At 32.8% G+C, this 22,326-nt stretch carries 23 protein-coding genes; 14 read left to right on the top strand and 9 right to left on the bottom strand.

Annotated features, from left to right (window positions below; translation table 11 throughout):
* Positions 1 to 61 precede the first annotated feature (61 nt).
* On the top strand, positions 62 to 787 hold the full coding sequence (locus VGE71_RS07535) for a hypothetical protein (RefSeq protein ID WP_331137778.1): 726 nt from the start codon (positions 62 to 64) through the stop codon (positions 785 to 787).
* A gap of 88 nt (positions 788 to 875) precedes the next feature.
* The gene (locus VGE71_RS07530; protein ID WP_331137777.1) at positions 876 to 1,433 is read left to right on the top strand and encodes a DUF4956 domain-containing protein; all 558 of its coding nucleotides are present in this window, start codon (positions 876 to 878) and stop codon (positions 1,431 to 1,433) included.
* Here the strand turns inward: VGE71_RS07530 and VGE71_RS07525 are convergent.
* The gene (locus tag VGE71_RS07525) at positions 1,430 to 3,307 is read right to left on the bottom strand and encodes a PEP/pyruvate-binding domain-containing protein (protein ID WP_331137776.1); all 1,878 of its coding nucleotides are present in this window, start codon (positions 3,305 to 3,307) and stop codon (positions 1,430 to 1,432) included. The two genes, VGE71_RS07530 and VGE71_RS07525, sit on opposite strands and share 4 nt — an antisense overlap.
* A gap of 142 nt (positions 3,308 to 3,449) precedes the next feature.
* Here VGE71_RS07525 and mnmA point away from each other — a divergent pair, with 142 nt between their 5' ends.
* The 4 genes from mnmA to VGE71_RS07505 are packed head-to-tail and all read left to right on the top strand — an operon-like array spanning position 3,450 to position 7,668.
* Complete coding sequence (mnmA, locus tag VGE71_RS07520; RefSeq protein ID WP_331137775.1) at positions 3,450 to 4,637, top strand: tRNA 2-thiouridine(34) synthase MnmA; 1,188 nt, start codon at positions 3,450 to 3,452, stop codon at positions 4,635 to 4,637.
* Positions 4,638 to 4,677: 40 nt separating this feature from the next.
* Positions 4,678 to 6,285, top strand: a complete 1,608-nt coding sequence (locus VGE71_RS07515; protein WP_331137774.1) for a S8 family serine peptidase — start codon at positions 4,678 to 4,680, stop codon at positions 6,283 to 6,285.
* An 8-nt stretch (positions 6,286 to 6,293) separates the two neighbouring features.
* The gene (locus tag VGE71_RS07510) at positions 6,294 to 7,238 is read left to right on the top strand and encodes an NAD(P)H-dependent flavin oxidoreductase (RefSeq protein ID WP_331137773.1); all 945 of its coding nucleotides are present in this window, start codon (positions 6,294 to 6,296) and stop codon (positions 7,236 to 7,238) included.
* Positions 7,239 to 7,257: 19 nt separating this feature from the next.
* The gene (locus VGE71_RS07505; RefSeq protein ID WP_331137772.1) at positions 7,258 to 7,668 is read left to right on the top strand and encodes a hypothetical protein; all 411 of its coding nucleotides are present in this window, start codon (positions 7,258 to 7,260) and stop codon (positions 7,666 to 7,668) included.
* 170 nt (positions 7,669 to 7,838) lie between these two features.
* On the opposite strand, the gene VGE71_RS07500 is transcribed toward VGE71_RS07505, so the two are convergent.
* Complete coding sequence (locus VGE71_RS07500) at positions 7,839 to 8,279, bottom strand: DUF4268 domain-containing protein (protein ID WP_144214693.1); 441 nt, start codon at positions 8,277 to 8,279, stop codon at positions 7,839 to 7,841.
* A 92-nt stretch (positions 8,280 to 8,371) separates the two neighbouring features.
* Here VGE71_RS07500 and VGE71_RS07495 point away from each other — a divergent pair, with 92 nt between their 5' ends.
* Positions 8,372 to 9,022: a CoA pyrophosphatase gene (locus VGE71_RS07495; RefSeq protein ID WP_331137771.1), complete on the top strand. Its 651-nt coding sequence runs from the start codon at positions 8,372 to 8,374 to the stop codon at positions 9,020 to 9,022.
* Positions 9,023 to 9,148: 126 nt separating this feature from the next.
* On the top strand, positions 9,149 to 9,958 hold the full coding sequence (locus VGE71_RS07490) for a lysophospholipid acyltransferase family protein (RefSeq protein WP_331137770.1): 810 nt from the start codon (positions 9,149 to 9,151) through the stop codon (positions 9,956 to 9,958).
* Positions 9,959 to 10,032: 74 nt separating this feature from the next.
* On the opposite strand, the gene VGE71_RS07485 is transcribed toward VGE71_RS07490, so the two are convergent.
* From VGE71_RS07485 to VGE71_RS07475, 3 genes are read right to left on the bottom strand one after another with little or no spacing between them, the layout of a single operon-like run.
* A complete protein-coding gene (locus VGE71_RS07485; protein ID WP_331137769.1) occupies positions 10,033 to 10,665 on the bottom strand; it encodes a hypothetical protein in 633 nt (210 codons plus the stop codon).
* A gap of 8 nt (positions 10,666 to 10,673) precedes the next feature.
* A complete protein-coding gene (locus VGE71_RS07480) occupies positions 10,674 to 11,168 on the bottom strand; it encodes an RNA polymerase sigma factor (protein WP_008462500.1) in 495 nt (164 codons plus the stop codon).
* 42 nt (positions 11,169 to 11,210) lie between these two features.
* Positions 11,211 to 12,272 (bottom strand): DUF3810 domain-containing protein, encoded by a 1,062-nt coding sequence (locus tag VGE71_RS07475; RefSeq protein ID WP_331137768.1) that lies wholly within the window; start codon positions 12,270 to 12,272, stop codon positions 11,211 to 11,213.
* A gap of 70 nt (positions 12,273 to 12,342) precedes the next feature.
* On the opposite strand from VGE71_RS07475, the gene VGE71_RS07470 reads away from it, so the two are divergent.
* Genes VGE71_RS07470 through VGE71_RS07460 form a run of 3 tightly spaced genes read left to right on the top strand, consistent with a single transcriptional unit; the run spans position 12,343 to position 14,336 of the window.
* Positions 12,343 to 12,570, top strand: coding sequence for a hypothetical protein (locus VGE71_RS07470; protein WP_331137767.1), 228 nt, complete (start codon positions 12,343 to 12,345; stop codon positions 12,568 to 12,570).
* Positions 12,567 to 12,860 carry a type II toxin-antitoxin system RelE/ParE family toxin gene (locus tag VGE71_RS07465; protein ID WP_331137766.1) on the top strand — a complete coding sequence of 98 codons (294 nt, stop codon included), beginning with the start codon at positions 12,567 to 12,569 and terminating at the stop codon, positions 12,858 to 12,860. The genes VGE71_RS07470 and VGE71_RS07465 overlap by 4 nt, the downstream gene beginning before the upstream one ends.
* Before the next feature lie 15 nt (positions 12,861 to 12,875).
* Positions 12,876 to 14,336, top strand: coding sequence for an aminoacyl-histidine dipeptidase (locus tag VGE71_RS07460; RefSeq protein WP_331137765.1), 1,461 nt, complete (start codon positions 12,876 to 12,878; stop codon positions 14,334 to 14,336).
* 109 nt (positions 14,337 to 14,445) lie between these two features.
* Here the strand turns inward: VGE71_RS07460 and VGE71_RS07455 are convergent, their stop codons facing one another.
* From VGE71_RS07455 to VGE71_RS07445, 3 genes are all read right to left on the bottom strand, one after another.
* Positions 14,446 to 15,219 carry a carboxypeptidase-like regulatory domain-containing protein gene (locus VGE71_RS07455; RefSeq protein ID WP_331137764.1) on the bottom strand — a complete coding sequence of 258 codons (774 nt, stop codon included), beginning with the start codon at positions 15,217 to 15,219 and terminating at the stop codon, positions 14,446 to 14,448.
* Between the two features lie 172 nt (positions 15,220 to 15,391).
* Positions 15,392 to 17,296 carry a DEAD/DEAH box helicase gene (locus VGE71_RS07450; protein ID WP_331137763.1) on the bottom strand — a complete coding sequence of 635 codons (1,905 nt, stop codon included), beginning with the start codon at positions 17,294 to 17,296 and terminating at the stop codon, positions 15,392 to 15,394.
* A 203-nt stretch (positions 17,297 to 17,499) separates the two neighbouring features.
* The gene (locus tag VGE71_RS07445) at positions 17,500 to 18,078 is read right to left on the bottom strand and encodes a non-canonical purine NTP diphosphatase (RefSeq protein WP_331137762.1); all 579 of its coding nucleotides are present in this window, start codon (positions 18,076 to 18,078) and stop codon (positions 17,500 to 17,502) included.
* A 78-nt stretch (positions 18,079 to 18,156) separates the two neighbouring features.
* On the opposite strand from VGE71_RS07445, the gene VGE71_RS07440 reads away from it, so the two are divergent.
* The gene (locus VGE71_RS07440; RefSeq protein ID WP_331137761.1) at positions 18,157 to 19,935 is read left to right on the top strand and encodes an ABC transporter ATP-binding protein; all 1,779 of its coding nucleotides are present in this window, start codon (positions 18,157 to 18,159) and stop codon (positions 19,933 to 19,935) included.
* Here VGE71_RS07440 and VGE71_RS07435 read toward each other — a convergent pair.
* Complete coding sequence (locus VGE71_RS07435; RefSeq protein ID WP_331137760.1) at positions 19,916 to 20,299, bottom strand: DUF2809 domain-containing protein; 384 nt, start codon at positions 20,297 to 20,299, stop codon at positions 19,916 to 19,918. The two genes, VGE71_RS07440 and VGE71_RS07435, sit on opposite strands and share 20 nt — an antisense overlap.
* A 117-nt stretch (positions 20,300 to 20,416) precedes the next feature.
* Between VGE71_RS07435 and VGE71_RS07430 the strand changes: the two genes are divergently transcribed.
* A complete protein-coding gene (locus VGE71_RS07430; protein ID WP_331137759.1) occupies positions 20,417 to 21,595 on the top strand; it encodes a glycoside hydrolase family 88 protein in 1,179 nt (392 codons plus the stop codon).
* A 7-nt stretch (positions 21,596 to 21,602) separates the two neighbouring features.
* A complete protein-coding gene (locus tag VGE71_RS07425) occupies positions 21,603 to 22,010 on the top strand; it encodes a hypothetical protein (RefSeq protein WP_331137758.1) in 408 nt (135 codons plus the stop codon).
* Positions 22,011 to 22,326: the final 316 nt, after the last annotated feature.

Here is a 22,326-nt window from a genome sequence, read left to right as displayed (position 1 = left end):
TTTTATACCAATATAATTTATAATTTAGATTTTCGTTAAGCTTAAAAACAAAACTATTTCTATGATCGCTAAAAAAATCATACTTGCTATATTATTCTTGTCATCACTTATTTCTAACGCACAGACAGACAATAATAAAGTCGATGCATCAGGAAAAAAAGACGGACTTTGGAAAGGTGTTTACACCGAATCTAAAAGACCTCGTTACGAAGGAACTTTTAATCACGGAAAAGAAACTGGCTTATTTAAGTTTTTTGATGACACTAAAAAAGGAGATATAATTGCAACTAGAGATTTTAGTGCTAACGATGGTAGTTCGTATACTATTTTTTATGATCAGAATAAAAACATTGTAAGCGAAGGAAAAGAAATTGGAAAATCTCGTGAGGGAGAATGGAAATATTACCATAAAGCTTCTAAAGTTTTAATGACGGTTGAAAATTACAAAGCAGGAAAATTAGAAGGATTGCGAACTATTTATTATCCAAATGCAAAAGTGGCAGAAGAGATGATGTATAAAAATGGTTTAAAAGAAGGACCTTATAAAAAACTGGGTCAAGACGGAACGCTTTTGGAAGAATCTACTTTTAAAAATAACGAATACAACGGAGATGCTGTTTTTTATGAATCAGATAAATCGGTTGCTTCTAAAGGTAAATTTGTGAACGGCAAAAAAGCAGGAATCTGGCAGTTTTATCAAAAAGGAAAATTGGTAAAAGAAGTCAATATGAGTGATCCTAAAAACACGAATAAAGCTTCTGAAAAAGGTCCAGCTCCTAAAAAGTAATTATTAAAAGCATCAAATTTACGTCGTTAAAAATAAAATTGATGAAGAATAAAATTGTTTACATTTGATAAACTAATTCTTCTTGTCAATGGATTTAAACGAGCTTTTAGGACGATTTCTACTTTTGTTTTTTTCGATTTTGTTGCTGTATTTTTTCTCCAACAGAAAAGATAATGCCACTATAAATCCGTTAATGGTCATTGTTGGACTTTGTACTTTTTCGCTCTGTTATCTTTTTACGAAAATTGAGATCGGTGTTGGAATTGGTTTTGGATTATTTGCTATTTTTTCCATACTTCGATTTAGGACACAATCTTTTACGGTAAACGCTATTATCTTTCTTTTTGCAACAATTACGTTGTCTATTTTAGATATTATGTATCCGTTTGAAAAGATTGAATTGTTGCTGTTTTTTCAAATCATTATCATCGGATTTTACATTGCAGCTTCAATCATTGTCAACAAAAAAGCTTCAAAATATCTGAATTCTGTAGATGTTAAAATTCCGCTTGACGATAATTTTTCTTTAAATCAAGAATGGATTAGAAAATCAATTCAGGAGAAAATTAAAATTGACGAATTTGATTTCAGGATTGTTTTAATCAATACCACTGCAAATGAAATCGATTTGTTGGTTTTCTATTAATCGTTAAACGGTCGAACTTGTTTGATGTATAATTCTCTTTTTTCGCCAACCATTTTAAACTCAATATCAACAGGATGAAATTGGTTTTTACGCCAATAACGATACATTTTTTCTTCAATTTTTCTGCTGACATTAAATATGTTGCTCATTTCTTTTCGACTCAATAAAGGTTCGTTATTATTTAGATTAGAATTGGAAGTATAATCAATATCAAAATCTTTATCGTCTTTTCCGTCATTAAAATGATAGGCGACAAATTGCTCACAGATTTCGCCTTTTTCTGGTTTTACAACTGAGTTTTCACCTTTTTGAATATTGACTGTTATTCCAGGGAAATTAAATCTAAAAAGATTTTTGGTAATGATAACGCCATTTGCTAATTCATCAGGAAAAGATCGATGTACTAAAACACCCATAGCAATATTTTGCTGATCGATTCCAAAAAGCTCTCTTTCGTTATACGAAGCTTCATTCCAAACGCTTGCCCAAACTTGTTTGATTGCTTTTTCAAAAGTTTTGATAGAATCTCCTAAAATTCCTGTTTTAGAATCGTACAATCCGGCGCCATTAAAATCATCTAAATCTTCGGCATTGGTAGAAGATCGAAATCTGAAATTTTTGAATTTAGCATCTTTAAAAGCTAGATTTAGTTTTGAAATTAATTCTGGATCAATAGGTTCTTTTTTAATAGCATCTCTGATTTTTTTCAACTGCTTATTAATCCAAACCGTTGAATCTTTCTTTGGAAAAGCTAAAAGTTCCGTAATTAACGGAGAAATAGATTCCTTTTGAATGTGTTTGGTGTAAAAATAAAACGGAATCGCATGCGCATCTTCTGGAGTTTTAAACGGAATTTCTTTTGAAATCGCGATTAAATACGCCATATTTTGAGCTTTTGAACCAATATAATTAACTCCTTTTTTAGGAATTTGAGATAAATTGACTAATTCGGTTATGCTGTTGTCGATTGTTAGTTTTTTCTTTTTGCCAACTGTTTTTACTTGGATTTTTTTAGTTGTTTCTTTAATGAAAAAAGTATCTACTTGTATTTTAAGTTCGACTTTTTTAGAAAGCAGTTTTTTGATATTGTTGTCTTTTTCGATTTCTGTGTAAGCCATAATCGGAATCTTTCTGTTTTTTCCTAAAAGAACCAAATGACTTAAAGGTGTTTGGAGTTCATTCACGATAATTCCTCTCACATTTGGAAGAATATCGGGCGTTCCGTCCAAAATAATAATTTCATCAGGATCAGGTTTTATCGTCTCTAAATCTTTGATTTTGTATTTTTTTAAAATTCCGACATTATTCCCACGAACAACTTCTTGATATTTAATTTCACCAAAAATATAATCTGATTTCACGCACGGAATTTTAAATTTCTGTTGTTGATGCCAGTCCATTATTTCTGGATTATTCAAATAAAATTTTAGCTTTTGCCCGATAAAAGTGGAGTTTTTAACTAAGTTGAAGAATTTTTCAATGAGCGGAATCGGCATATGATCAGAAGCAGCAAGTTCAAAAATCCACTTGTCTGTTCCTTTAATGTGATTTAAATTCCCAAGTAGAAAATCTCTGTCTTTTTCGGTATTACTGTAGTTTCTTAGATTGAAAAATTCTAAATCGGGAGTGTATCCTAGATAATTTGTGGCAAAATCAAAATGCAATAAAATAAGACTGCTGTTGAAGTAATACATTTTTTGTTTTCGCAAATCGTAAATCACTTTTACCGATTCGATGTTCGAAAATTTATCAGACAAAGGTTTTCCTTTAAACGCTTTGTAAGCTTCATAATTTGCAAGTGAAGCCGAAAAACGCTGTGCGCTTAAACTTGTTAAGACGAAAAGGAATAATAAGCTGTAAAAGTATTTTTTCATATTTAAAAAATAGAGAATTAAATGTACTTAAAAAAGCAATAAGTTTTATCTACCGCAGGATTACTTAAACTAATGCAAACCATTGTGAAATTTTCTATTATTTGACGTACCTTTGCAACCTTAAAAATTTAATCTTTTTAAAATGAAACGAGTAGTTGTTGGACTTTCAGGTGGAGTAGATTCTAGTGTTGCAGCTTATTTATTGCAGCAGCAAGGATACGAAGTAATTGGCCTTTTTATGAAGAATTGGCACGATGATTCGGTTACTATTTCAAACGAATGTCCGTGGCTGGAAGACAGTAACGACGCTTTGCTTGTTGCTGAAAAACTCGGAATACCGTTTCAGACCGTTGATTTAAGCGAAGAATACAAAGAAAAAATCGTGGACTATATGTTTAACGAATACGAAAAAGGAAGAACTCCAAATCCTGATGTGCTTTGTAACCGCGAAATCAAATTTGATGTTTTTATGAAAATCGCCTTAAGTCTTGGAGCAGATTATGTGGCAACAGGGCATTATTGTCAAAAAAGCGAAATTGAAGTTGACGGAAAAACAGTTTATCAATTGATTGCTGGAAATGATGTCAACAAAGATCAGTCTTACTTTTTATGTCAATTGTCTCAAGAGCAATTGTCAAAAGCTTTGTTTCCTATTGGAGCTTTAACAAAACCAGAAGTTCGCGAAATTGCCGCTGAAATGGAATTGGTTACTGCAGAAAAGAAAGATTCTCAAGGTTTGTGTTTTATTGGAAAAGTTCGTCTTCCAGAATTTTTGCAACAAAAATTACAACCAAAAGAAGGTAAAATTGTTCAGGTTGATAAAAACGATCCAATTTACGTTGTTGAAAAACCAGCTGGAATTTCTGTAGAAGAAGAATTGAAATTAGAATCTCAGAAACTAGAATATATTCCAACAATGGGAAAAGTGGTTGGAAAACATCAAGGCGCTCATTATTTTACAGTTGGACAAAGAAAAGGATTGAATGTAGGAGGAACAACAGATCCTTTGTTTGTAATTGCTACAGATGTTGAAACAAATACGATTTATACAGGTTTATCAAGCCAGCACCCAGGATTATTCAAAAAAGCACTTTTTGTTGGAGAATCTGAAGTGCATTGGATTAGAGAAGATCTAACATTAAAAGCTGGTGAAACAATGGAAGTGATGGCTAGAATTCGTTACCGCCAGCCGTTGCAGAAAGCGGTGTTGCACCAATTTGAGCACGGAATGTATGTGGAATTTGAAGAACCACAGTCTGCTATTACAGAAGGACAATTTGTTGCTTGGTATTTAGGAAATGAATTAGTTGGTTCGGGAGTAATTTCTTAGCTTTATACTTTATTTGGAAGAGATTCCATAAAAGTATGCTATGAGATATAACTTTACTTTTCTTTTATTACTTCTTTCGTTTACAGTTTTTGGACAACAAGAGGCTTGGGTTTATTTTAATGCTAAACCTAATGCACAAACTTTTTTTGATAATCCACTAGTAGAGCTTTCTCAAAGAGCTTTGGATCGAAGAACCAATCAAAAGATCGCTTTGGATATTACAGATGCTCCTTTGGAAATTTCATTTGTAAATCAAATCAAATCGAGTACGGGAATTTCGGTTATGGCGCAGTCTAAATGGCTGAATGCGCTTCATATTCGTGGAACTCAAGCCAATATTAATGCCTTAAAAACCTTAGCTTTTGTTCAAAAAGTAGAATTTGCAGATAGAACTTTAAATACTACTGGGAAAAAGGTTTCAGAAGCTGCAATTAGTCAGACGAAAAAACAATCACAAACTGCTGTTGATTATGCTTACGGTAGTTCTGCTAATCAAATTGAAATGTTGAATGGACAGGTTTTGCATCAGCAGAATTATACTGGGGAAGGTAAAATTATTGCCGTTTTAGATGCTGGATTTCCAGGTGTAAATACTGCTCAGCCGTTTGAAAATCTTAGAAATAATAATAAAATTTTGGGTGGTTACGATTACACTACACGAAATGCTAATTTCTATGCTGGAGGAGATCATGGGACGAAAGTGCTTTCTACAATGGGAGGGTACAAAGAAAATGCTTTGATAGGAACTGCTCCAAATGCTTCCTATTATCTTTTTATTACTGAAATTGATGCAGAAGAAAATCCGCTTGAAGAATCACTTTGGGTAGAGGCTGCTGAGAAAGCAGATGCTTTGGGAGTAGATATTATCACGACTTCGCTGGGATATTTCCTTTATCGTGACGAAATTAGGTACAATCATACTTACAGTGATATGAACGGAATTACTACTTTTATTTCGCGTGGCGCTGAAACTGCTTTTAATAAAGGAATTTTAGTTTTAGCTTCAGCAGGAAATGAAGGTACTCAAGTAGAAAAACATATTGGATCTCCTGCCGATGCTGTTTCAGTTTTAGCCATTGGTTCTGTTACTGCATCTAAAGTAAAAGCGGGCTCTAGTTCAATTGGACCGACTTATGACGGAAGGATAAAACCAGAAGTTATGGCGCAAGGAGTGGCAGCAGTAGTTTCTGATCCGAATGGAAATATTGTAACTGCAAGCGGAACTTCTTTTTCGTGCCCGATTATGGCTGGAATGGCAGCTTCTTTGTGGCAGGCTTTTCCAACAAAAACAAATAAAGAAATCAGGCAGATGATTATCGCTTCTGCTGATCGATATTCAAATCCTGACAATAATTATGGTTACGGAATTCCGAATTTTGGAAAGACATTGAGCGTTGATGATTTTATAGCAGAAACCGCTTTTTCAGTTTATCCAAATCCGGTAAAAAATACCGTTACTTTTTCTTTTCTAAATCAAAGTAATACCGCTTCTGTAACTATTTATTCAGTATTAGGTCAGAAATTAATAGAAGAAAAAATAAACAATTCGAATCCAATTCTTTCTTTACAATCACTTCAAAGCGGATTGTATTTTTATAGTTTTGATGCTGATAATCTGCACAAAACAGGAAAGATAATCAAGCAATAATTTTCTTAATGAATAAAATCACGCAACTTTTCAATGTAAAATATCCAATCGTTCAAGGCGGAATGATCTGGAACAGTGGTTACAAATTAGCTTCGGCGGTTAGTAATGCTGGAGGTTTAGGACTTATTGGAGCAGGTTCTATGTATCCGGAAGTTTTAAGAGAACACATTCAAAAATGCAAAAAAGCAACCGATAAACCTTTTGGTGTTAATATTCCGATGTTGTATCCGAATATTGAGGAGATTATGAATATTGTTGTCGAAGAAGGCGTAAAAATAGTTTTTACTTCTGCAGGAAATCCTAAAACATGGACTTCATTTTTAAAAGAAAAAGGAATTACGGTTGTGCATGTTGTGAGCAGTTCTGTTTTTGCTTTAAAAGCACAGGAAGCAGGCGTTGACGCTGTTGTAGCTGAAGGTTTTGAAGCAGGAGGACATAACGGACGAGAAGAAACCACTACACTGACTTTGATTCCGATGGTCAAAGAAAAAATTCAGATTCCGTTAATTGCCGCTGGTGGAATTGCGACAGGAAGAGGAATGCTTGCCGCAATGATTCTTGGTGCTGATGGAGTTCAAGTTGGAAGTCGTTTTGCAGCTTCTCTAGAATCTTCTGCACACAATAATTTTAAAGAAACGATAGTTAATACTAAAGAAGGAGGAACTCAGTTGACATTGAAGGAGTTAGCGCCTGTTAGATTGGTAAAAAACAAATTTTTTAATGATATTCAGGCTTTATATGAAAAATGTCCATCTAAAGAAGATTTACTACAACTTTTAGGAAGAGCAAGAGCCAAAAAAGGAATGTTTGAAGGAGATTTGGAAGAAGGCGAATTAGAGATCGGCCAAATTGCAGGATTGATTCATGAAATTTTGCCGGTCGAAAAAATTGTCAAACAAATGATCTCCGAATTTGAAGCCGCAATCAAAGAAAAGGCTACATTTGAATTTTAAATACAGCAAGAAATAATTTATGAATTCCCTACGCACCTACATAATACTACTGTTTTTAACTTTTGGATTGCAACAAGTTCAGAGTCAGACTTATCACTTTAAAACATCTGGATTTAGTGTTTTAGAAAAAAATCAGAGAGGGAAATGGGGCGAATGGTCCAATTTAGATTTGGTAAATCTTTCCGTCGTTTTAGATACCAATAAACATAGAATTGTGGTGTATTCACAAGAAATTCAGCTTTTTAATATTTTAAATTATATTGAACGAGAAGAAAATGACACTGATATTGTTTATTCTTTCATGTGTAAAGATAACGATGGTCGAGAATGTAAACTTTCTATTATAACACGTAAAAAACAGGATTTCCGTAAACAGCTTTATATTAATTACGACGATCATATTATAGTTTACAATATTTTTACAGTGTAAATAAACGAGCCGGGGTTCTAAGGTGCTAAGAGCTATAAATTGACACTTAAATAAAATAATAAACCCGACAGTTTTTTAAACCTGTCGGGTTTGCTATATAAAAGAGTTTAGAATCTTAGTAACTCAGGATAGTAACTCGGGACCTTAGCGCCTTAGTATCTCAGGACCTTTTACAAAACATCTATATCCTTAATAAACTCATCATATTCTAAATAGAACATTTCCAGTGCATGCATTTTTTCATTGAAGAAATCAAAAATTGTGTCCCAGTTATTTCTGTTGCTAAAACCGACACCAAGTTTTTCAACCCAGATTCTGCTTATGGTTTTGCCGCTTTCGAGAGTGTAGTTTTTTTCGAAAACCAAATCTTTGATAAATTCTTCTTCTAGGATATTTTTTAATGCTTCTAATTTTTCAAAATAAGCAATCCGTTTTTCATCGCTTCTTTGTTCAATGTCAATTAAAACCTGTGCTTTTTTATTGTCAACAAAAAACTTAAAAGAAAAATCTTTGATTTTAGTATCATAAAGAACCCATTTTCTTGGATACTTTTCGGCAAAAGCTACCCAAAATTCTCTTTTAATTCTTTGTGATTCTTCTCTGCTGTACATTTTTTAAGGCTTTAATTCCAGAAAACTTGTGGTACTGCGTTTTCTGGAGTATATTTATGTTTTATTTGAAAGTACAAAAATAAGGTTTGATTATGAATTTTCAAGATTTTTTGAAATATGTTCCCAATATAATTCCAGTAAAACTGCCAGCAGTAGAATCACATTTGAAAATGGCTCCAAAAGAACGTATTGAAGGTTTAAAAAATCTTGATATAGACGCATTAAATCCTAGAATGGCAGGAGTTATGATGTTGTTTTATCCCAAACAAGAAAAAACACATCTAGTTTTGATTGTTCGAAATACCTACGAAGGGGTTCACTCAGCACAAATCGCTTTTCCAGGAGGTAAGATTGAGAAGGATGATTTTAATTTTGAAAATACGGCTCTTAGAGAGACTCATGAAGAAATAGGAATTGAAAGAGAGAAAATAGAAATCATTAAAAAATTTTCTCCTATGTATATTCCACCAAGTAATTTCTTGGTGCATCCGTTTTTAGGAATTGCAAAAGAAGAACTTTCTTTTTATCCCGATATTAGAGAAGTTGCTGGAATTATTGAACTTCCATTATCGGTTTTTTTGAATGACGAAATAATTATTGAAGCCAGATTGTCAACTTCTTATGGTGCTAATATTCTGGTTCCAGCATTTAATATTCAAAATCATGTAGTTTGGGGAGCAACAGCAATGATTTTGAGTGAATTGAGAGATGTGTTGAAGGTGACTTTTGCTAATGAAATTTAGAAATGATTATTTAACAATTTGATATTCATTTGAATAACTGTTAATTGTGGAAAAAGTTTAAAAGTGTTGCTGAAAGAATAATTTTTGTATGTTTGCGAACTAACAAAAAATCAAGAAAAAGTAGTTATGGGATTGTTTAAACGAAATCCTTTTGGGCATATATTATTCATCAAGAAATGGTTAATCCGTGTCTTGGGTGCTATGACGCACAGAAGATATAGAGGTTTTAACGAATTGCAGATTGAAGGATCTGAAATTATTAAAACACTTCCAGATACTAATGTTTTGTTTATTTCGAATCACCAAACTTATTTTGCAGATGTTGTGGCGATGTTTCATGTGTTTAACGCAAGTTTAAGCGGACGTCAGGACACTATTAAGAACATCGGATATTTGTGGCAGCCAAAAATGAATATTTATTATGTTGCTGCAAAAGAAACCATGCAAGCCGGATTATTGCCGAGAATTTTAGCTTATGTGGGTGCAATTACTGTTGAAAGAACCTGGCGAGCAAAAGGTGTCGACGTTACCGAAAAACGCGAAGTAAATCCAAACGATACTGAAAATATCAAAATAGCCCTAGCAGACGGATGGGTAATTACTTTTCCGCAAGGAACTACAAAATCTTTTAAACCTGTTCGTAAAGGAACCGCTCATATCATTAAACAGCATAAACCAATTGTAATTCCGATAGTAATTGACGGTTTTAGAAGATCTTTCGATAAGAAAGGACTTCGAATGAAAAAGAAAGGTATTCTTCAATCCTTTATCATTAAAGAACCTCTTGATATTGATTATGAAAATGATACAATTGACGAAATCGTAGAAAAAGTAGAATACGCGATTGAACAACATCCATCATTCTTAAAAGTGATTCCGGCTGAAGAAATCAAAGCACAAGAAGAATTGAACAGATTGAGACAGTGGGAGTATTAAGCTTTTTGTTTCAAGTTGAAAACCTTTGAGCCTTTGAGTCTCTGTACCTTTGTGTCTCAAAAAAAGCACCTTAACTAAAAATCTATCTTTTTCAGCTCTTTATAATTCGCATACAATCTTCTTAAAAGAGTTCCGTAAATCACTCTGTAGAAACACCAGAACAATCCAAAGAAGCCTAAAATTACCAGAAATAAAATGCCTATAGTAACAAACATGGCTTTTCCGTTCATAGCTAATTTATCTCTAAGAAATTCCATATCTGGATTGTAAACAAAAGCGATAAAGAAGCTCAAAATGGCTGTTATTACAATCATTCCTAAATTGTACCAAACATAATATTGTACAGTTTTTCTCGTCTTTAAAATAGCGCTCATTAAAGATTTGGTTGCTATCGTGGTCGAAATTGTTTTGTAATTTTTATAGAAAATGAAAACAAATATTAAAACTACAATGTAATTGAAATAGGTTAAAAAGTTTAAAGCCGTTACGATTTCCGGATGATTCATTTTTCGTAACACATCATCGGTATTAATAAATATATTTGAAAAAGTCCAAAACGAAATCTCCAAAATACTGATAATTAAAATCCATTTTACAATAGAAGATGATTTTCTGTGAATCATCTTATAGATTTCAGTTTCAGAAATTTGTTGAAAAGAACCTGAGTTCTTTTGCCAGTCTTTTTTTAGTAAATCCAGTTCTTTCATAATAATTTTTAAGGATTTAGTATTTTTTTAAGTTTCCCCTTAATTCTGTTCATTTTCACGCGCGCATTCACTTCGCTGATTCCTAGGGTTTCAGCTATTTCTTGATAATCTTTGTCTTCTAAATACATAAAAACTAATGCTTTTTCGATGTCATTGAGTTGGTAAACGGCTTTGTACATCAATTTTATCTGTTCTTCTTCTTCGTAATTGTAATCGACATCCTTTACAAAATGCTGATGGTTTTCATAATCTACGGTAGAAATAGTCCTTTTGGTTTTGCGGTATAACGTAATTGCGGTATTTAAAGCCACGCGATACGTCCAGGTAGAAAATTTACTGTCTCCTCTAAATTTTGGATAAGCTTTCCAAAGTTGAATAGTAATTTCTTGAAATAAATCTTTATGAGCATCTTCGCCAGCAGTATATAATCTACAAATTTTGTGGATTATATTCTGATTTGCCTGCAATTGCGCAACAAATGACTGTTCTAGATTTTCGCTCATATAAGTGTTAGTAGTTATGAAATCATTTTTGTTACAGTTGGATCAAAATTTTCTCGTTTTATAATAATTAATCATCAAATCGATGAACTTACTGTAACTTTCCATTCCGTCTTTTTGATTGTTTGTTTTTAAGAAATTGTCCCACAGAAAATGAAAACCTTCATCTATAAAAGTGTCATATTTTTTCCGGAAATTCTCACTTTCCTGATAGTTTTTCAGAATGCCAACATGAACAGTTTTGTTTAACTGGTCAAATATCTTTTCGTTTTTAAATTTCCAGATTCCTAAACAATAGCGTAAAGTAAAACTATATCCGGAATATTGATAATAAAGGTTTTCGTTTTTAACAGAAGCCAATACGCCAATAAAATTACATTCACTTTCACTTGCAAAGCCAATCTGATGTGCCATTTCATGCGATGTAGTCAGAGGGAAATTATACATTGGCAACAAATCGTTAAGCTGAGCTTCATTTGTAAATGGATTCAAATAACCTCCAAAACCCATATAAGTAAGAGGAAGGCTGAATAGTGAATTTTTTACGCTTAACGTTTTGTATTTGAAATAAGGATGTTCTTTGGCTAAATTATCATAACCATTTAAAATCATTTGAAACGATTCTTTTTGCGAATATGGAAAAACAACTTTAGCACTATCATTTTTTGTAATTTGAAACTGAACTTCATTCGTTTTATCGATTAATCTTTTAGTAAAAGCCAAAAGATCGGCATCGGTATATTCTCTTTTGATTTCCATTTTTTCAAAAAGAGGTTTGCGATAATAGTTGAAAGCCCAAAGCAGATGGAAGAAAAAATAAAAAACAGAGATTTTTCCTAAGATAGTCAAGAGGTGATCTTTCCATTCTGTTTTCCATGTTTTTCTGATTTTCCAAAACCAGCTGATTATAGAAATCAGTAAAAGTGCATAAATAATATCCCCAATAGAAAACGGAATTTTACCCAAAACCGTTCTTGAAAAATTAGAAATCCGAACGAACAAATTTTTGCTGTAAAAGCCTTCTACAAAATCTGGAAAGTAGGGTAGGGTTTTATAAAAAATAATTTGAACTATAAGAAATAAAGGTAAAATGTATTTTTTTTTCACTGATGATGTGTTTTTTATAAAAATAATAATTAAATACTATTTTGTGTTATTTTTTGTAAATTTGTTGTTCATGAATAGGGAGAAAATGACACAAATTACTTTAAATATTCCAGATGAAGAATTAACATTCTTTATGAAGCTTATAGAGAAATTTAATTACGAAACGGTAATTAATGATTTTTCTGTGTCTGACGAAATGAAAAATTTATTAGACGAAAGAAGATTGACTTCAAAAGTAGAAAATTTTGTTCCTTGGAATGAGGCAAAAAAACAGTTTTCTTTTAAAACTGAAAAATGATTTTTGATCTTGTTATTGAGCCGAGAGCAATTCGTGATATTCAGGATGCTATTGATTATTATGAATCTAAGCAAACTGGATTAGGTGAATATTTTTATCAGACAATCGATGAAAATATAGAAAGGTTAACTAAAAATCCTTTCTTCCAAATCAGATATAAGGATTATCACGGCTTACCTATTAAAAAATTTCCTTTTATCATTTTTTATTTTATTGATGAAAACTTGAAAACCATTTACATATTATCTGTTTTCAATACATCATTAAATCCTTCAAAATATCCGAAATAATTCAAACAAAATATAATGAGTCAAGAAATAAGAAATCTGGAGCCAAAAGCACTTTGGAATAAATTCGCAGATTTAAATGAAGTGCCGCGTCCGTCTAAGAAAGAAGAGCGTGTAATTGAGTTTATGAAAAACTTTGGAAACAGCTTAGGTTTAGAGACTTTTGAAGACGAAATCAGAAACGTAATCATCAGAAAGCCTGCCACTCCAGGGATGGAAAATCGTAAACCAATCGTAATGCAAGGGCATTTAGATATGGTGCACCAAAAAAATGCAGATACTGTTTTTGATTTTGATTCGCAAGGAATCGATATGTATGTAGATGGCGACTGGGTTCGTGCTCGTGGTACGACACTTGGAGCTGATAACGGTTTAGGAGTAGCTACAATTATGGCTGTTTTAGAAAGCAAAGATATTCCGCATCCAGCAATTGAGGCTTTGTTCACTGTTGATGAAGAAACGGGAATGACTGGAGCTTTAAACCTTAAAGGAGGAATTTTACAAGGTCAGATTTTATTGAATCTAGATACGGAAGAAGACGACGAAATTGATATTGGATGTGCTGGTGGAATTGATGTAACAGCAACTAGAACGTATCATGAAGAAGAAGTTCCAGAAGGTTCTGTTGGATATACGATTACAGTAAAAGGCTTAAATGGAGGGCATTCTGGAATGGATATTCATAAAGGTTTAGGAAATGCTAATAAAATCATGAACCGTTTATTGTTTGATGCATTTGAAAACTTTGGTTTACAAATTGTTGAAGTAAATGGAGGAAGTTTGAGAAATGCAATTCCGAGAGAAAGTGTTGCGAAAGTAATTATTTCTCAAATGTTTGATGAAGCTTATGTTTATGATATGCAGGAAATCATTGCTGATATCAAAGCAGAATACAAAACAACTGAGCCGAATTTAACTATTGAAATTGTAAAAGGTGATTTGCCTGAAAAAGTGATGGATTTAGGAGTTCAAGAAGGTATTATCAGAGCTATTTACGCCGCTCAAAATGGAGTTTACAAAATGAGTGCAGACATGGCTGATTTGGTTGAAACTTCTAATAATATTGCTCGTGTTGTAATTAAAGACGGAGAAATCTTAGTTGGATGCTTGACGCGTTCTTCTGTAGAATCTTCTAAATTTGATTTGGCTAATTCTTTACGTTCTGCTTTTGAATTAGTAGGTTGTGAGGTAGAACTTTCTGGTTCTTATCCAGGATGGACGCCAAATGTAAATTCTGAAATTTTGGAAATTTTAAAAGAAATCTACGAAAAACAAAATGGTGAACAGCCAAAAGTTGTAGCTTGCCACGCAGGTCTGGAATGTGGGATTTTAGGAACAAATTACCCAGATATGGATATGATTTCTTTTGGTCCAACAATTCATGGAGCACACTCTCCTGACGAAAGAGCAAGTATTTCTTCTGCTCAAAAATATTGGAAATTTGTATTGGAAATTCTTTCTAATATACCGGTTAAATAGTTTTCAGTCACAGTTTTCAGTTTTAACAGACTGAAAACTGTGACCATAAACTGATGCTAAAAAAAATCCCCAATTTGTGTAAAATTGGGGATTTTTGTATATCGTAAAATTAATTTCGTTTTAAAACTTTATACTGTTCGTAACAAGCACTGATGGCATCCATAATTTGCAAATCATTTGCGGTTTGAATGAAAGAATCAGAATAGTTGCAACGATGCATAATTTCTGGGATTTCGTCTTTGCTTATTCCGAGTAATACGGCAACTGTTTCGCGATCGTATTTAGATTCTAAAAGCGTTCGAACGGTGTCGTCTTTCTTCATTTCTTTCAATTTCTTGAGCTCTTTACCATTTTTTCCGAAGAAATTATAAAGCATATCGGCGGGGTTAAAGATCGATCCTAAAACCTTTCCGAAAGCGTTTGGTGCATATTCTCCCGCTTCGTAACCTTGTGTAAGTCCGGAAATGCTATAACGGTAGTTTTCTTTTGTTGGAATTAATTTGGAGTCAATTTCCAGGTATCCTGTTAAAGTAAACGGAGCAATAACTACTTCTTCCAAAGCGATTGCTTTTTCAGTAAGTTGAATTCTTGTTACTTTGTTTTTAATCCAGTCATTTGTAACTCTGATTCGTAAAGATTGAAAACCAAGAATAGAAAAGTGCAAAGTATCATTAACTTGAACGTCAATTTCAAAATACCCTTTTTCATCAGATTTTGCACCACGAACTTTGTTGGTATTGATAACGTTTACACCTGCAAGAGGTTGTTTGCTGTTGTCGTTAAGAATGTAACCTGAAACTCTTTGAGGAACTGTTGACTGCGTATCTTGCGCAAAACCAAAGTTAGCTAGGAGTGTAAAAAAGAAAACTGCGAAATATTTCATATCCTGATTTAAAGCACTAAAAGTAGTAAATCGGGATTAAATATCTCATAGTCTTGGAATTTAATTATAAGAAAATTAACAAAGACACTGAGAAGATTATTAGATATAAGAAAAAATCCCAAATTCCATGCAAAATTGGAATTTGGGATTTGTATTTTAAGATCTTAAATGATTAGTCTTTTCTTGATCTTCTTGGTCTTGAGTTGTCTCCGAAGTTTTCTGAACGTCTTGGAGTTCTGTCTGAACCGCCATTTTCGCTTCTTGGAGCAGAACTTCTAAAACCACCTTCTCTTCTTGAAGATGAATTTCTGTCGCTTCTGAAACCTCCGTCACGAGATCCACCGTCTCTAGAAGAATTTCTATCACTTCTGAATCCGCCTTCACGTCTTGGAGCGAAGTTTCCATCTCTTCTGTTAGAATCACGTCTTCCACCACGGTTGTTGTGGTCACGTCTTCCGCCACCATCGTTTTTAGAAATCTCAACATTGATACGACGACCTTCTAATTGTACGTTGTTTAAAACGTCCATTACTTTGTCAGTATGCTGTGGATCTGTATTAAAGAAAGAGAATCCTTCTTTTACATCTACTTTAAAGATATCATCACGACCTAAGTCTAAAGTTTCTTTTAAGTAATCTTTTAATGACATCCAGTCGAAGTTGTCTCTTGAACCGATATTCACGAAATAACGAACTGCTCCGTTATTGTTGAATTCTCTTGGCTCAGAATCACCTCTTTCACGTCTTTCACCACCAGATACAGAAATATCTCTGTTCTTTTTGTAGTAAGCAATGAAACGGTTAAATTCTACTGAAACCATTTTCTTAATCAATTCTTCTTTAGATAAATCTTCAAGAACATTGTTGATTGCTGGTAAATAGTTGTCAATTTCGTGATCAACCTCAGTATCTTTAATCTTGTTTGCTAAGTGTAATAATTGAATTTCGCAGATTTCAATTCCAGATGGAATAGATTTCTCTTCGAATTTTTGTTTAATGATTCTCTCGATAGAAGAAATTTTACGTAATTCACTTTTTGTAACAATTACAATAGAAGTACCTAATTTTCCAGCTCTACCTGTACGACCAGAACGGTGGTTGTAAGTTTCAATTTCATCAGGTAATTGGTAGTTTACAACGTGAGTTACGTTGTCAACGTCAATACCACGTGCAGCAACGTCAGTAGCAACAAGCATCTGAATTTGTCTTCCACGGAAAGATTTCATTACACCATCACGTTGTGCTTGAGATAAATCTCCGTGTAACGCAGCAGCGCTATATCCATCCTCAATTAACTTCTCAGCAATAGCCTGAGTATCTCTTTTTGTACGACAGAAAACTACAGAGAAAATATCTGGATTAGCATCAGCTAAACGTTTTAAAGCTTCGTAACGGTCACGAGCATTAACTAAATAAAATTCGTGAGAAACTGTAGATGAACCAGAGTTTTTAGTTCCTACAGTAATTTCTAAAGGTTCGCTCATAAATTGTTTTGCAATTCTAGCAACCTCTTGTGGCATAGTTGCAGAAAACAACCATGTGCTTTTTTCATCTGGAGTATCTGATAAAATAGATACGATGTCATCATAGAATCCCATGTTTAACATTTCGTCAGCCTCATCCAAAACGCAGTAATCTATGTTTTTAATGTTTACTAAACCTCTGTTAATCATGTCTTGCATTCTACCTGGAGTAGCCACAATGATTTGTGCTCCTCTTTTTACTTCTCTTGCTTGCTCTGTTATACTAGCTCCTCCGTAAACTGCTACCACATTAATACCTTTTTCGTATTTAGAGTAGTTTTTAAGTTCGTTAGTAATCTGTAAACATAACTCGCGTGTTGGCGATAAAACTAATGCCTGTGTATTTCTGTTGTCAGCATCAATTTTTTGAATTAGCGGAAAACCGAAAGCTGCCGTTTTCCCTGTCCCTGTTTGAGCCAACGCAACCATATCCGTGTCTTTTTCCAATAATAGGGGAATCGCCTTTTCCTGTACCTCTGACGGATTTTCAAATCCTAGATCTAAAATCGCCTTCAGTAACGATTCATTCAATCCTAATTGTTCAAATTTATTCATATGTGTTTTAAAATAGGGTGCAAAATTACTGTTAATTATTCAGATAAACTAATGCAATTTTAAGAATTATGTATTTGTTAAGAATTGATTATCAAAAAGTTACACTTTTATTAAAATTATTTTTTAAGCAAAAATGAGAAATTGCCTAAAAAACACGTCGTGAAATGTAAAATTTAGGCCTTAAAATGTTGTATTTTAAACAATTATTTTGTGGTGTTCAGAAAATCAATCAGTTGCTTGACTGCTTTTCCGCGGTGACCAATAGTGTTTTTAGTATCTAATGGCAGTTGGGCAAAGGTTTCATCATAATTTTCAGGTTGAAAAATTGGATCATATCCAAAACCATTTGTTCCCAATTTTTCTGAAGTGATATTTCCTTTAACGATTCCTGTAAATAAATATTGTTTGCCTTCAAGATTTAAAGTGATCACGGTCTTGAACTGAGCGCTTCTATTTTCATTATTTTCTAATGCATTCAAAAGCTTATTCATGTTGTCATCGGCATTTTTCTGTTCGCCAGCGTAACGGGCAGAATAAACTCCTGGTTCGCCATTTAGGGCCTGTACTTCTAAGCCAGTATCATCTGCAAAACAATCATAACCATATTTTTGAGTTACATAATCTGCTTTCAAAATAGCATTTCCTTCAATGGTGTCGGCTGTTTCAGGAATATCTTCTAAACAATTAATATCTTCTAAACTTAATATTTCAATGCTTTCTGGGAGCATGCTTTGTATTTCGGCAATTTTATTTTTGTTGTTTGAAGCGAAAACGAGTTTCATAGAAGTAAAGTTTTTAAATGATTTTCAACACAAATTTAGAATTCTTATATTTGATATAAAGCTTAAAATTAAAAATAAATGCAATTATCGGTACTATATAAAAAGATTCTGCCTTTTGTAAAACCGTATAGAAAAATGGTAATTGCAACTCTACTGCTCACTTTTTTAGGTTCTTTTGCGGCACAAGTAAATGCTGTAATCTTAAAATATACTGTAGATACCATAAATAATCTAATGGTAGCCCACGAACCATTGTCTAAAGGATTTCATTTGTTGGGAATCATTAGTATAGTGTTGTTAACGAAAGAATTGGTGAATTCAGTTGTGCAGTTTGGACAAAAATTTTACGGAGAAAAACTTCGTATTTTCATTACTCGCGATATTTCTCAAACTATTGTAGAAAAAATTCTGAGCTATAGAATGGAATTTTATACCTCTGATGAAAATGAAAGCGGAAAACTTCAAACCAGAATTGATGCCGGAATTAGCAGTTTAACCAGATTGGTTCAGAACTTTTTTATAGACATTCTGCCTTTGTTTGCTAATGCCTTTGTCGCTTTAGTCATCATGTTTTATGCTAATGTTTATGTTGGTTTGGTGAGTTTATGTATTATTCCGATTTACTTTTATATCAGTCAATTGCAGGCAACAAAACTAAGCGGTTTTAGAAGAAGAATGCGTAATTATCGCGAAACTAAAAATAACGGAATCATCAGTTTAATCGAATCTATAACGGTGATTAAATCTTTTGTCCGCGAATCAACAGAAGCTGATCGTCATGAAAAGATTCAGTTTGAAATGACCGAAAATCAGCTGGAAACCAGAAAAACCAGCTTTATTTTTGAAAGTATTAAAAGTTTTGTAGAACAAATTGGAGTCGTAATTATTATCATTTTGACGGCTTATTTTGTTTTGAATAATCAAATGACCATTGGAGCGATTATGTTTCATATCATGCTTTTTAATAATGTTTCGTCTCCAATTCGACAGTTGCACAGAATTTATGATGAAGTAAACGATGCTTTGATTTATTCAGAAGGATTTTTCGATATTTTAGAATCAGAACAGGAAGTAGAAACCAGTGGCAATTATATTCCGGAAAAAATTGTTGGGTTAATTGAAGTTAAAAACGTAGATTTTATTTATCCAAACGGAACGCAAGCGCTTTATGATATTAATTTTACCGTAAAACCTAACGAAACCTCTGCATTGGTAGGATTAAGCGGTGCGGGAAAAAGTACGATTATCAATTTATTGGATAAATTTTATCTACCATCATCAGGGCAAATCTTTTTAGACGGAATTGATTTAACAGATTACAATACCGATTTCCTACGTAAAAACATTGGTTTGGTTTTGCAGAAGAATCATATTTTTAAAGGAACAATTGCTGAGAATATTTTATACGGAAATCCCGAAGCTTCTCAAGAAGAGGTTGTTGAAGCAGCAAAACAAGCTTATATTCACGAACAGGTGATACAGCTCCCAAAAGGTTACGATTCTGATGCACATTTGCTTTCGGGTGGTCAGCAGCAGCGAATTGCGATTGCAAGGCTTTTTCTTAAAAATCCTCCAATTATATTTCTGGACGAGCCAACAGCAAGTTTAGATGCCATTGCAACCGAACAGATTAAAAAATCTCTGGATGCAATCAAAAAAGATCGAACAGTGATTATAATATCGCACAGTATTTCTCAAATTATTGATGCTTCTAATATTATTGTTTTAGAAAAAGGGAAATGCGTCGAAAAAGGAACTCACGATGAATTGTACGATAATAAGGGAACTTATTACCAAATTTTTATGGCAATGGCAAATAGTTTAAATATTGAAAAAATCACTCAGACTTTTGATTGAAAACATTTAGAATACTTTTTTCTAGAATAAAAGCAAAAGAAGCTCCAAAAGTGTAAGCCAAAATATCGGACCATAAAAATCCCTGACCTAAAACATATCTTCCAAAAAGAGTTTTCCTTAATTCAATCATCCATTCTGCTTGATAGAGCTGAAGAAATTCAATGCAGTAACAAATAAATAAGGAAAGAAGAAAAATTGAAAATGCTTTTTTGAATGGAAGAAATATTCGAACCAGAAAATAAATCATTACTGCATAAAGAAAGTCGCCAATCCATAACGGGATAAATGCAATTTTTCTAGAAAGAATTCCGAGAGCAATAATACTTAGAAAAGTGAGAAAGTAGTAGGTTCTGGCTTTTTTCAAAACGAATTTATGATATTAATTGTATAGATTTAGTAAGACAAAAATACAAAGATCTAAAAGCATTTACTTTATTTTATAAATTTATCAATTCAATTAACTATCTATCAAAATAACCACATGAAGTCAAAGTTTTTTATCATTTTAACCACTTTATTTCTCTTAGGAAATCAGGGATATTCTCAAAAAGAGAATTCATTTAATATTAAAAAGCAATTGGATTATTGCGCTGAACAAGCTTCAAAAACGCTAAAAGTGATTCCGAATGACGGAACTTCTCCGCGAACAGTTCCGAACGGAAGTAAAGATTGGAAATTTGTTGGCTACAAAGATTGGACAAGCGGATTCTGGCCTGGAGAGCTATGGTTTTTATACGAAGCAACCAAAGATAAAAAATGGGAAAAAGAAGCCGATAAATTCAGTCGTTTTTTAACGCCTTTATCTGTCAGCAAAGCAGGAGATCACGATTTGGGGTTTCAGATTTTTAATAGTTTCGGAAACGGATATCGATTGACTAAAAATCCAGAATACAAAGAAATCATTCTAAAAACTGCTGACATATTGGCGACACTTTTTAATCCTAAAGTGGGAACAATTCAATCATGGCCTCATAATAAAATGGGCGGTCATAATACTATTATTGACAACATGATGAATTTGGAATTGTTGTTTTGGGCTTCTAAAAACGGAGGAAGTAAAAAATTATACAATATTGCTGTAAAGCATGCCGAGACGACAATGGCCAATCATTTTAGACCAGATAATACTTCGTATCACGTTATCATTTATGATTATGAAACTGGAAAAAAGATTAAAGGAAGAACGGCTCAAGGATACAGTGACGACAGTATGTGGGCACGCGGTCAAGCTTGGGCTATTTATGGTTTTACAATGACTTACAGAGAAACTAAGGATGTTAAGTTTTTAGATTTTGCACATAAAGTAGCTCGTGTTTATTTGGATAAATTAACGACAGAAGATTTAATTCCGTATTGGGATTTTAATGCGCCAAATATTCCAAATGAACCAAGAGATGCTTCGGCTGCTGCAATTGTTTCTTCAGCACTTTTAGAGTTAAGTTCTTATGCCAAAGACAAGAATTTGAAAGCTGAATATTTAGCGAAAGCTAAAAAAATGATTGCATCACTTTCAAATGATTACCAAAGCCACAATGTGAATTCAGCATTTTTATTGCACTCCACAGGACATAAACCTGCAAATAGTGAGATCGATTGTTCTATAAATTACGCAGATTATTACTATCTTGAGGCATTATTAAGACTTCAAAAATTAAAATAGAAAAGTTATGATCAAGAAAATAAGCCAATTTGCATTTGCAATAATGATGGTATTGCTGCTTGCTAGCTGTAAAAATACCAAACAGAAACTTCAGGAATATGTTGTGACATATAATAAAACGATTGCACCAAGTTTTAGAGCAGATGATGTAACGCTTACAACAGCAAGAGGTTATATCAATGATGATAAAATTGAGTTGCGATTTGAAACCAATTTAGAACAAAACGAAACGAATAAAGCAGCTGCGGTTGTTTCTTTTCCTAAATTAATCAAATTGATGATTGAAAAAGATGAGATTCCAAGACAATTAATTGAAGAAGGTGTACAATTTGATGTTTATTTTTTAGCAGATGACAATACTGTTTTTGATAAGGAAGTACTAACAGGAGAATCTCTTAAAGATTTTTTGAAATAAAGTATGAGATTTATTTAAAAAATAAACCAGTTTAATTCTTACATATTGAAAGTCTCTTTAAGTTTTAATTTAGAGAGACTTTTTTGTATTTATGGTTGAAAGTTAAGTGTGAAATTTACTTTTCTATTCCTACAAAAAAATATGTTTTTTGAGTATAAATGATTTGTATTCAAATAATTATATAGTGATTTTTCGTAATTCAATGTTGTTTTTATGTTGTAAATTAGTTATGTTTGAGTTAAAAAATAACTATAAAACCAATAATTTATGAAAAAAATTACCCAAATCGCATTTGCATTGGCTTTTGCACTTTTTT

Source organism: Flavobacterium sp. (assembly GCF_036405015.1).
In the GTDB taxonomy this organism is placed as follows: Bacteria; Bacteroidota; Bacteroidia; order Flavobacteriales; family Flavobacteriaceae; genus Flavobacterium.
Note: the sequence above shows the minus strand (reverse complement) of the source record. Positions and strands in the feature narration are given on the sequence as shown.

Bases quoted from the DNA above. Each gene is read 5' to 3' on its own strand.
- VGE71_RS07470 (WP_331137767.1), top strand. From the start codon at position 12,343: ATGAATAGGGAGAAAATGACACAAATTACTTTAAATATTCCAGATGAA.
- VGE71_RS07530 (WP_331137777.1), top strand. From the start codon at position 876: ATGGATTTAAACGAGCTTTTAGGACGATTTCTACTTTTGTTTTTTTCG.
- VGE71_RS07505 (WP_331137772.1), top strand. From the start codon at position 7,258: ATGAATTCCCTACGCACCTACATAATACTACTGTTTTTAACTTTTGGA.
- VGE71_RS07425 (WP_331137758.1), top strand. From the start codon at position 21,603: ATGATCAAGAAAATAAGCCAATTTGCATTTGCAATAATGATGGTATTG.
- VGE71_RS07440 (WP_331137761.1), top strand. From the start codon at position 18,157: ATGCAATTATCGGTACTATATAAAAAGATTCTGCCTTTTGTAAAACCG.
- VGE71_RS07495 (WP_331137771.1), top strand. From the start codon at position 8,372: ATGAATTTTCAAGATTTTTTGAAATATGTTCCCAATATAATTCCAGTA.
- VGE71_RS07460 (WP_331137765.1), top strand. From the start codon at position 12,876: ATGAGTCAAGAAATAAGAAATCTGGAGCCAAAAGCACTTTGGAATAAA.
- VGE71_RS07535 (WP_331137778.1), top strand. From the start codon at position 62: ATGATCGCTAAAAAAATCATACTTGCTATATTATTCTTGTCATCACTT.
- VGE71_RS07510 (WP_331137773.1), top strand. From the start codon at position 6,294: ATGAATAAAATCACGCAACTTTTCAATGTAAAATATCCAATCGTTCAA.
- VGE71_RS07445 (WP_331137762.1), bottom strand. From the start codon at position 18,078: ATGAAACTCGTTTTCGCTTCAAACAACAAAAATAAAATTGCCGAAATA.
- VGE71_RS07430 (WP_331137759.1), top strand. From the start codon at position 20,417: ATGAAGTCAAAGTTTTTTATCATTTTAACCACTTTATTTCTCTTAGGA.
- VGE71_RS07515 (WP_331137774.1), top strand. From the start codon at position 4,678: ATGAGATATAACTTTACTTTTCTTTTATTACTTCTTTCGTTTACAGTT.
- VGE71_RS07465 (WP_331137766.1), top strand. From the start codon at position 12,567: ATGATTTTTGATCTTGTTATTGAGCCGAGAGCAATTCGTGATATTCAG.
- VGE71_RS07450 (WP_331137763.1), bottom strand. From the start codon at position 17,296: ATGAATAAATTTGAACAATTAGGATTGAATGAATCGTTACTGAAGGCG.
- VGE71_RS07455 (WP_331137764.1), bottom strand. From the start codon at position 15,219: ATGAAATATTTCGCAGTTTTCTTTTTTACACTCCTAGCTAACTTTGGT.
- VGE71_RS07480 (WP_008462500.1), bottom strand. From the start codon at position 11,168: ATGAGCGAAAATCTAGAACAGTCATTTGTTGCGCAATTGCAGGCAAAT.
- VGE71_RS07525 (WP_331137776.1), bottom strand. From the start codon at position 3,307: ATGAAAAAATACTTTTACAGCTTATTATTCCTTTTCGTCTTAACAAGT.
- VGE71_RS07490 (WP_331137770.1), top strand. From the start codon at position 9,149: ATGGGATTGTTTAAACGAAATCCTTTTGGGCATATATTATTCATCAAG.
- mnmA (WP_331137775.1), top strand. From the start codon at position 3,450: ATGAAACGAGTAGTTGTTGGACTTTCAGGTGGAGTAGATTCTAGTGTT.
- VGE71_RS07500 (WP_144214693.1), bottom strand. From the start codon at position 8,279: ATGTACAGCAGAGAAGAATCACAAAGAATTAAAAGAGAATTTTGGGTA.
- VGE71_RS07485 (WP_331137769.1), bottom strand. From the start codon at position 10,665: ATGAAAGAACTGGATTTACTAAAAAAAGACTGGCAAAAGAACTCAGGT.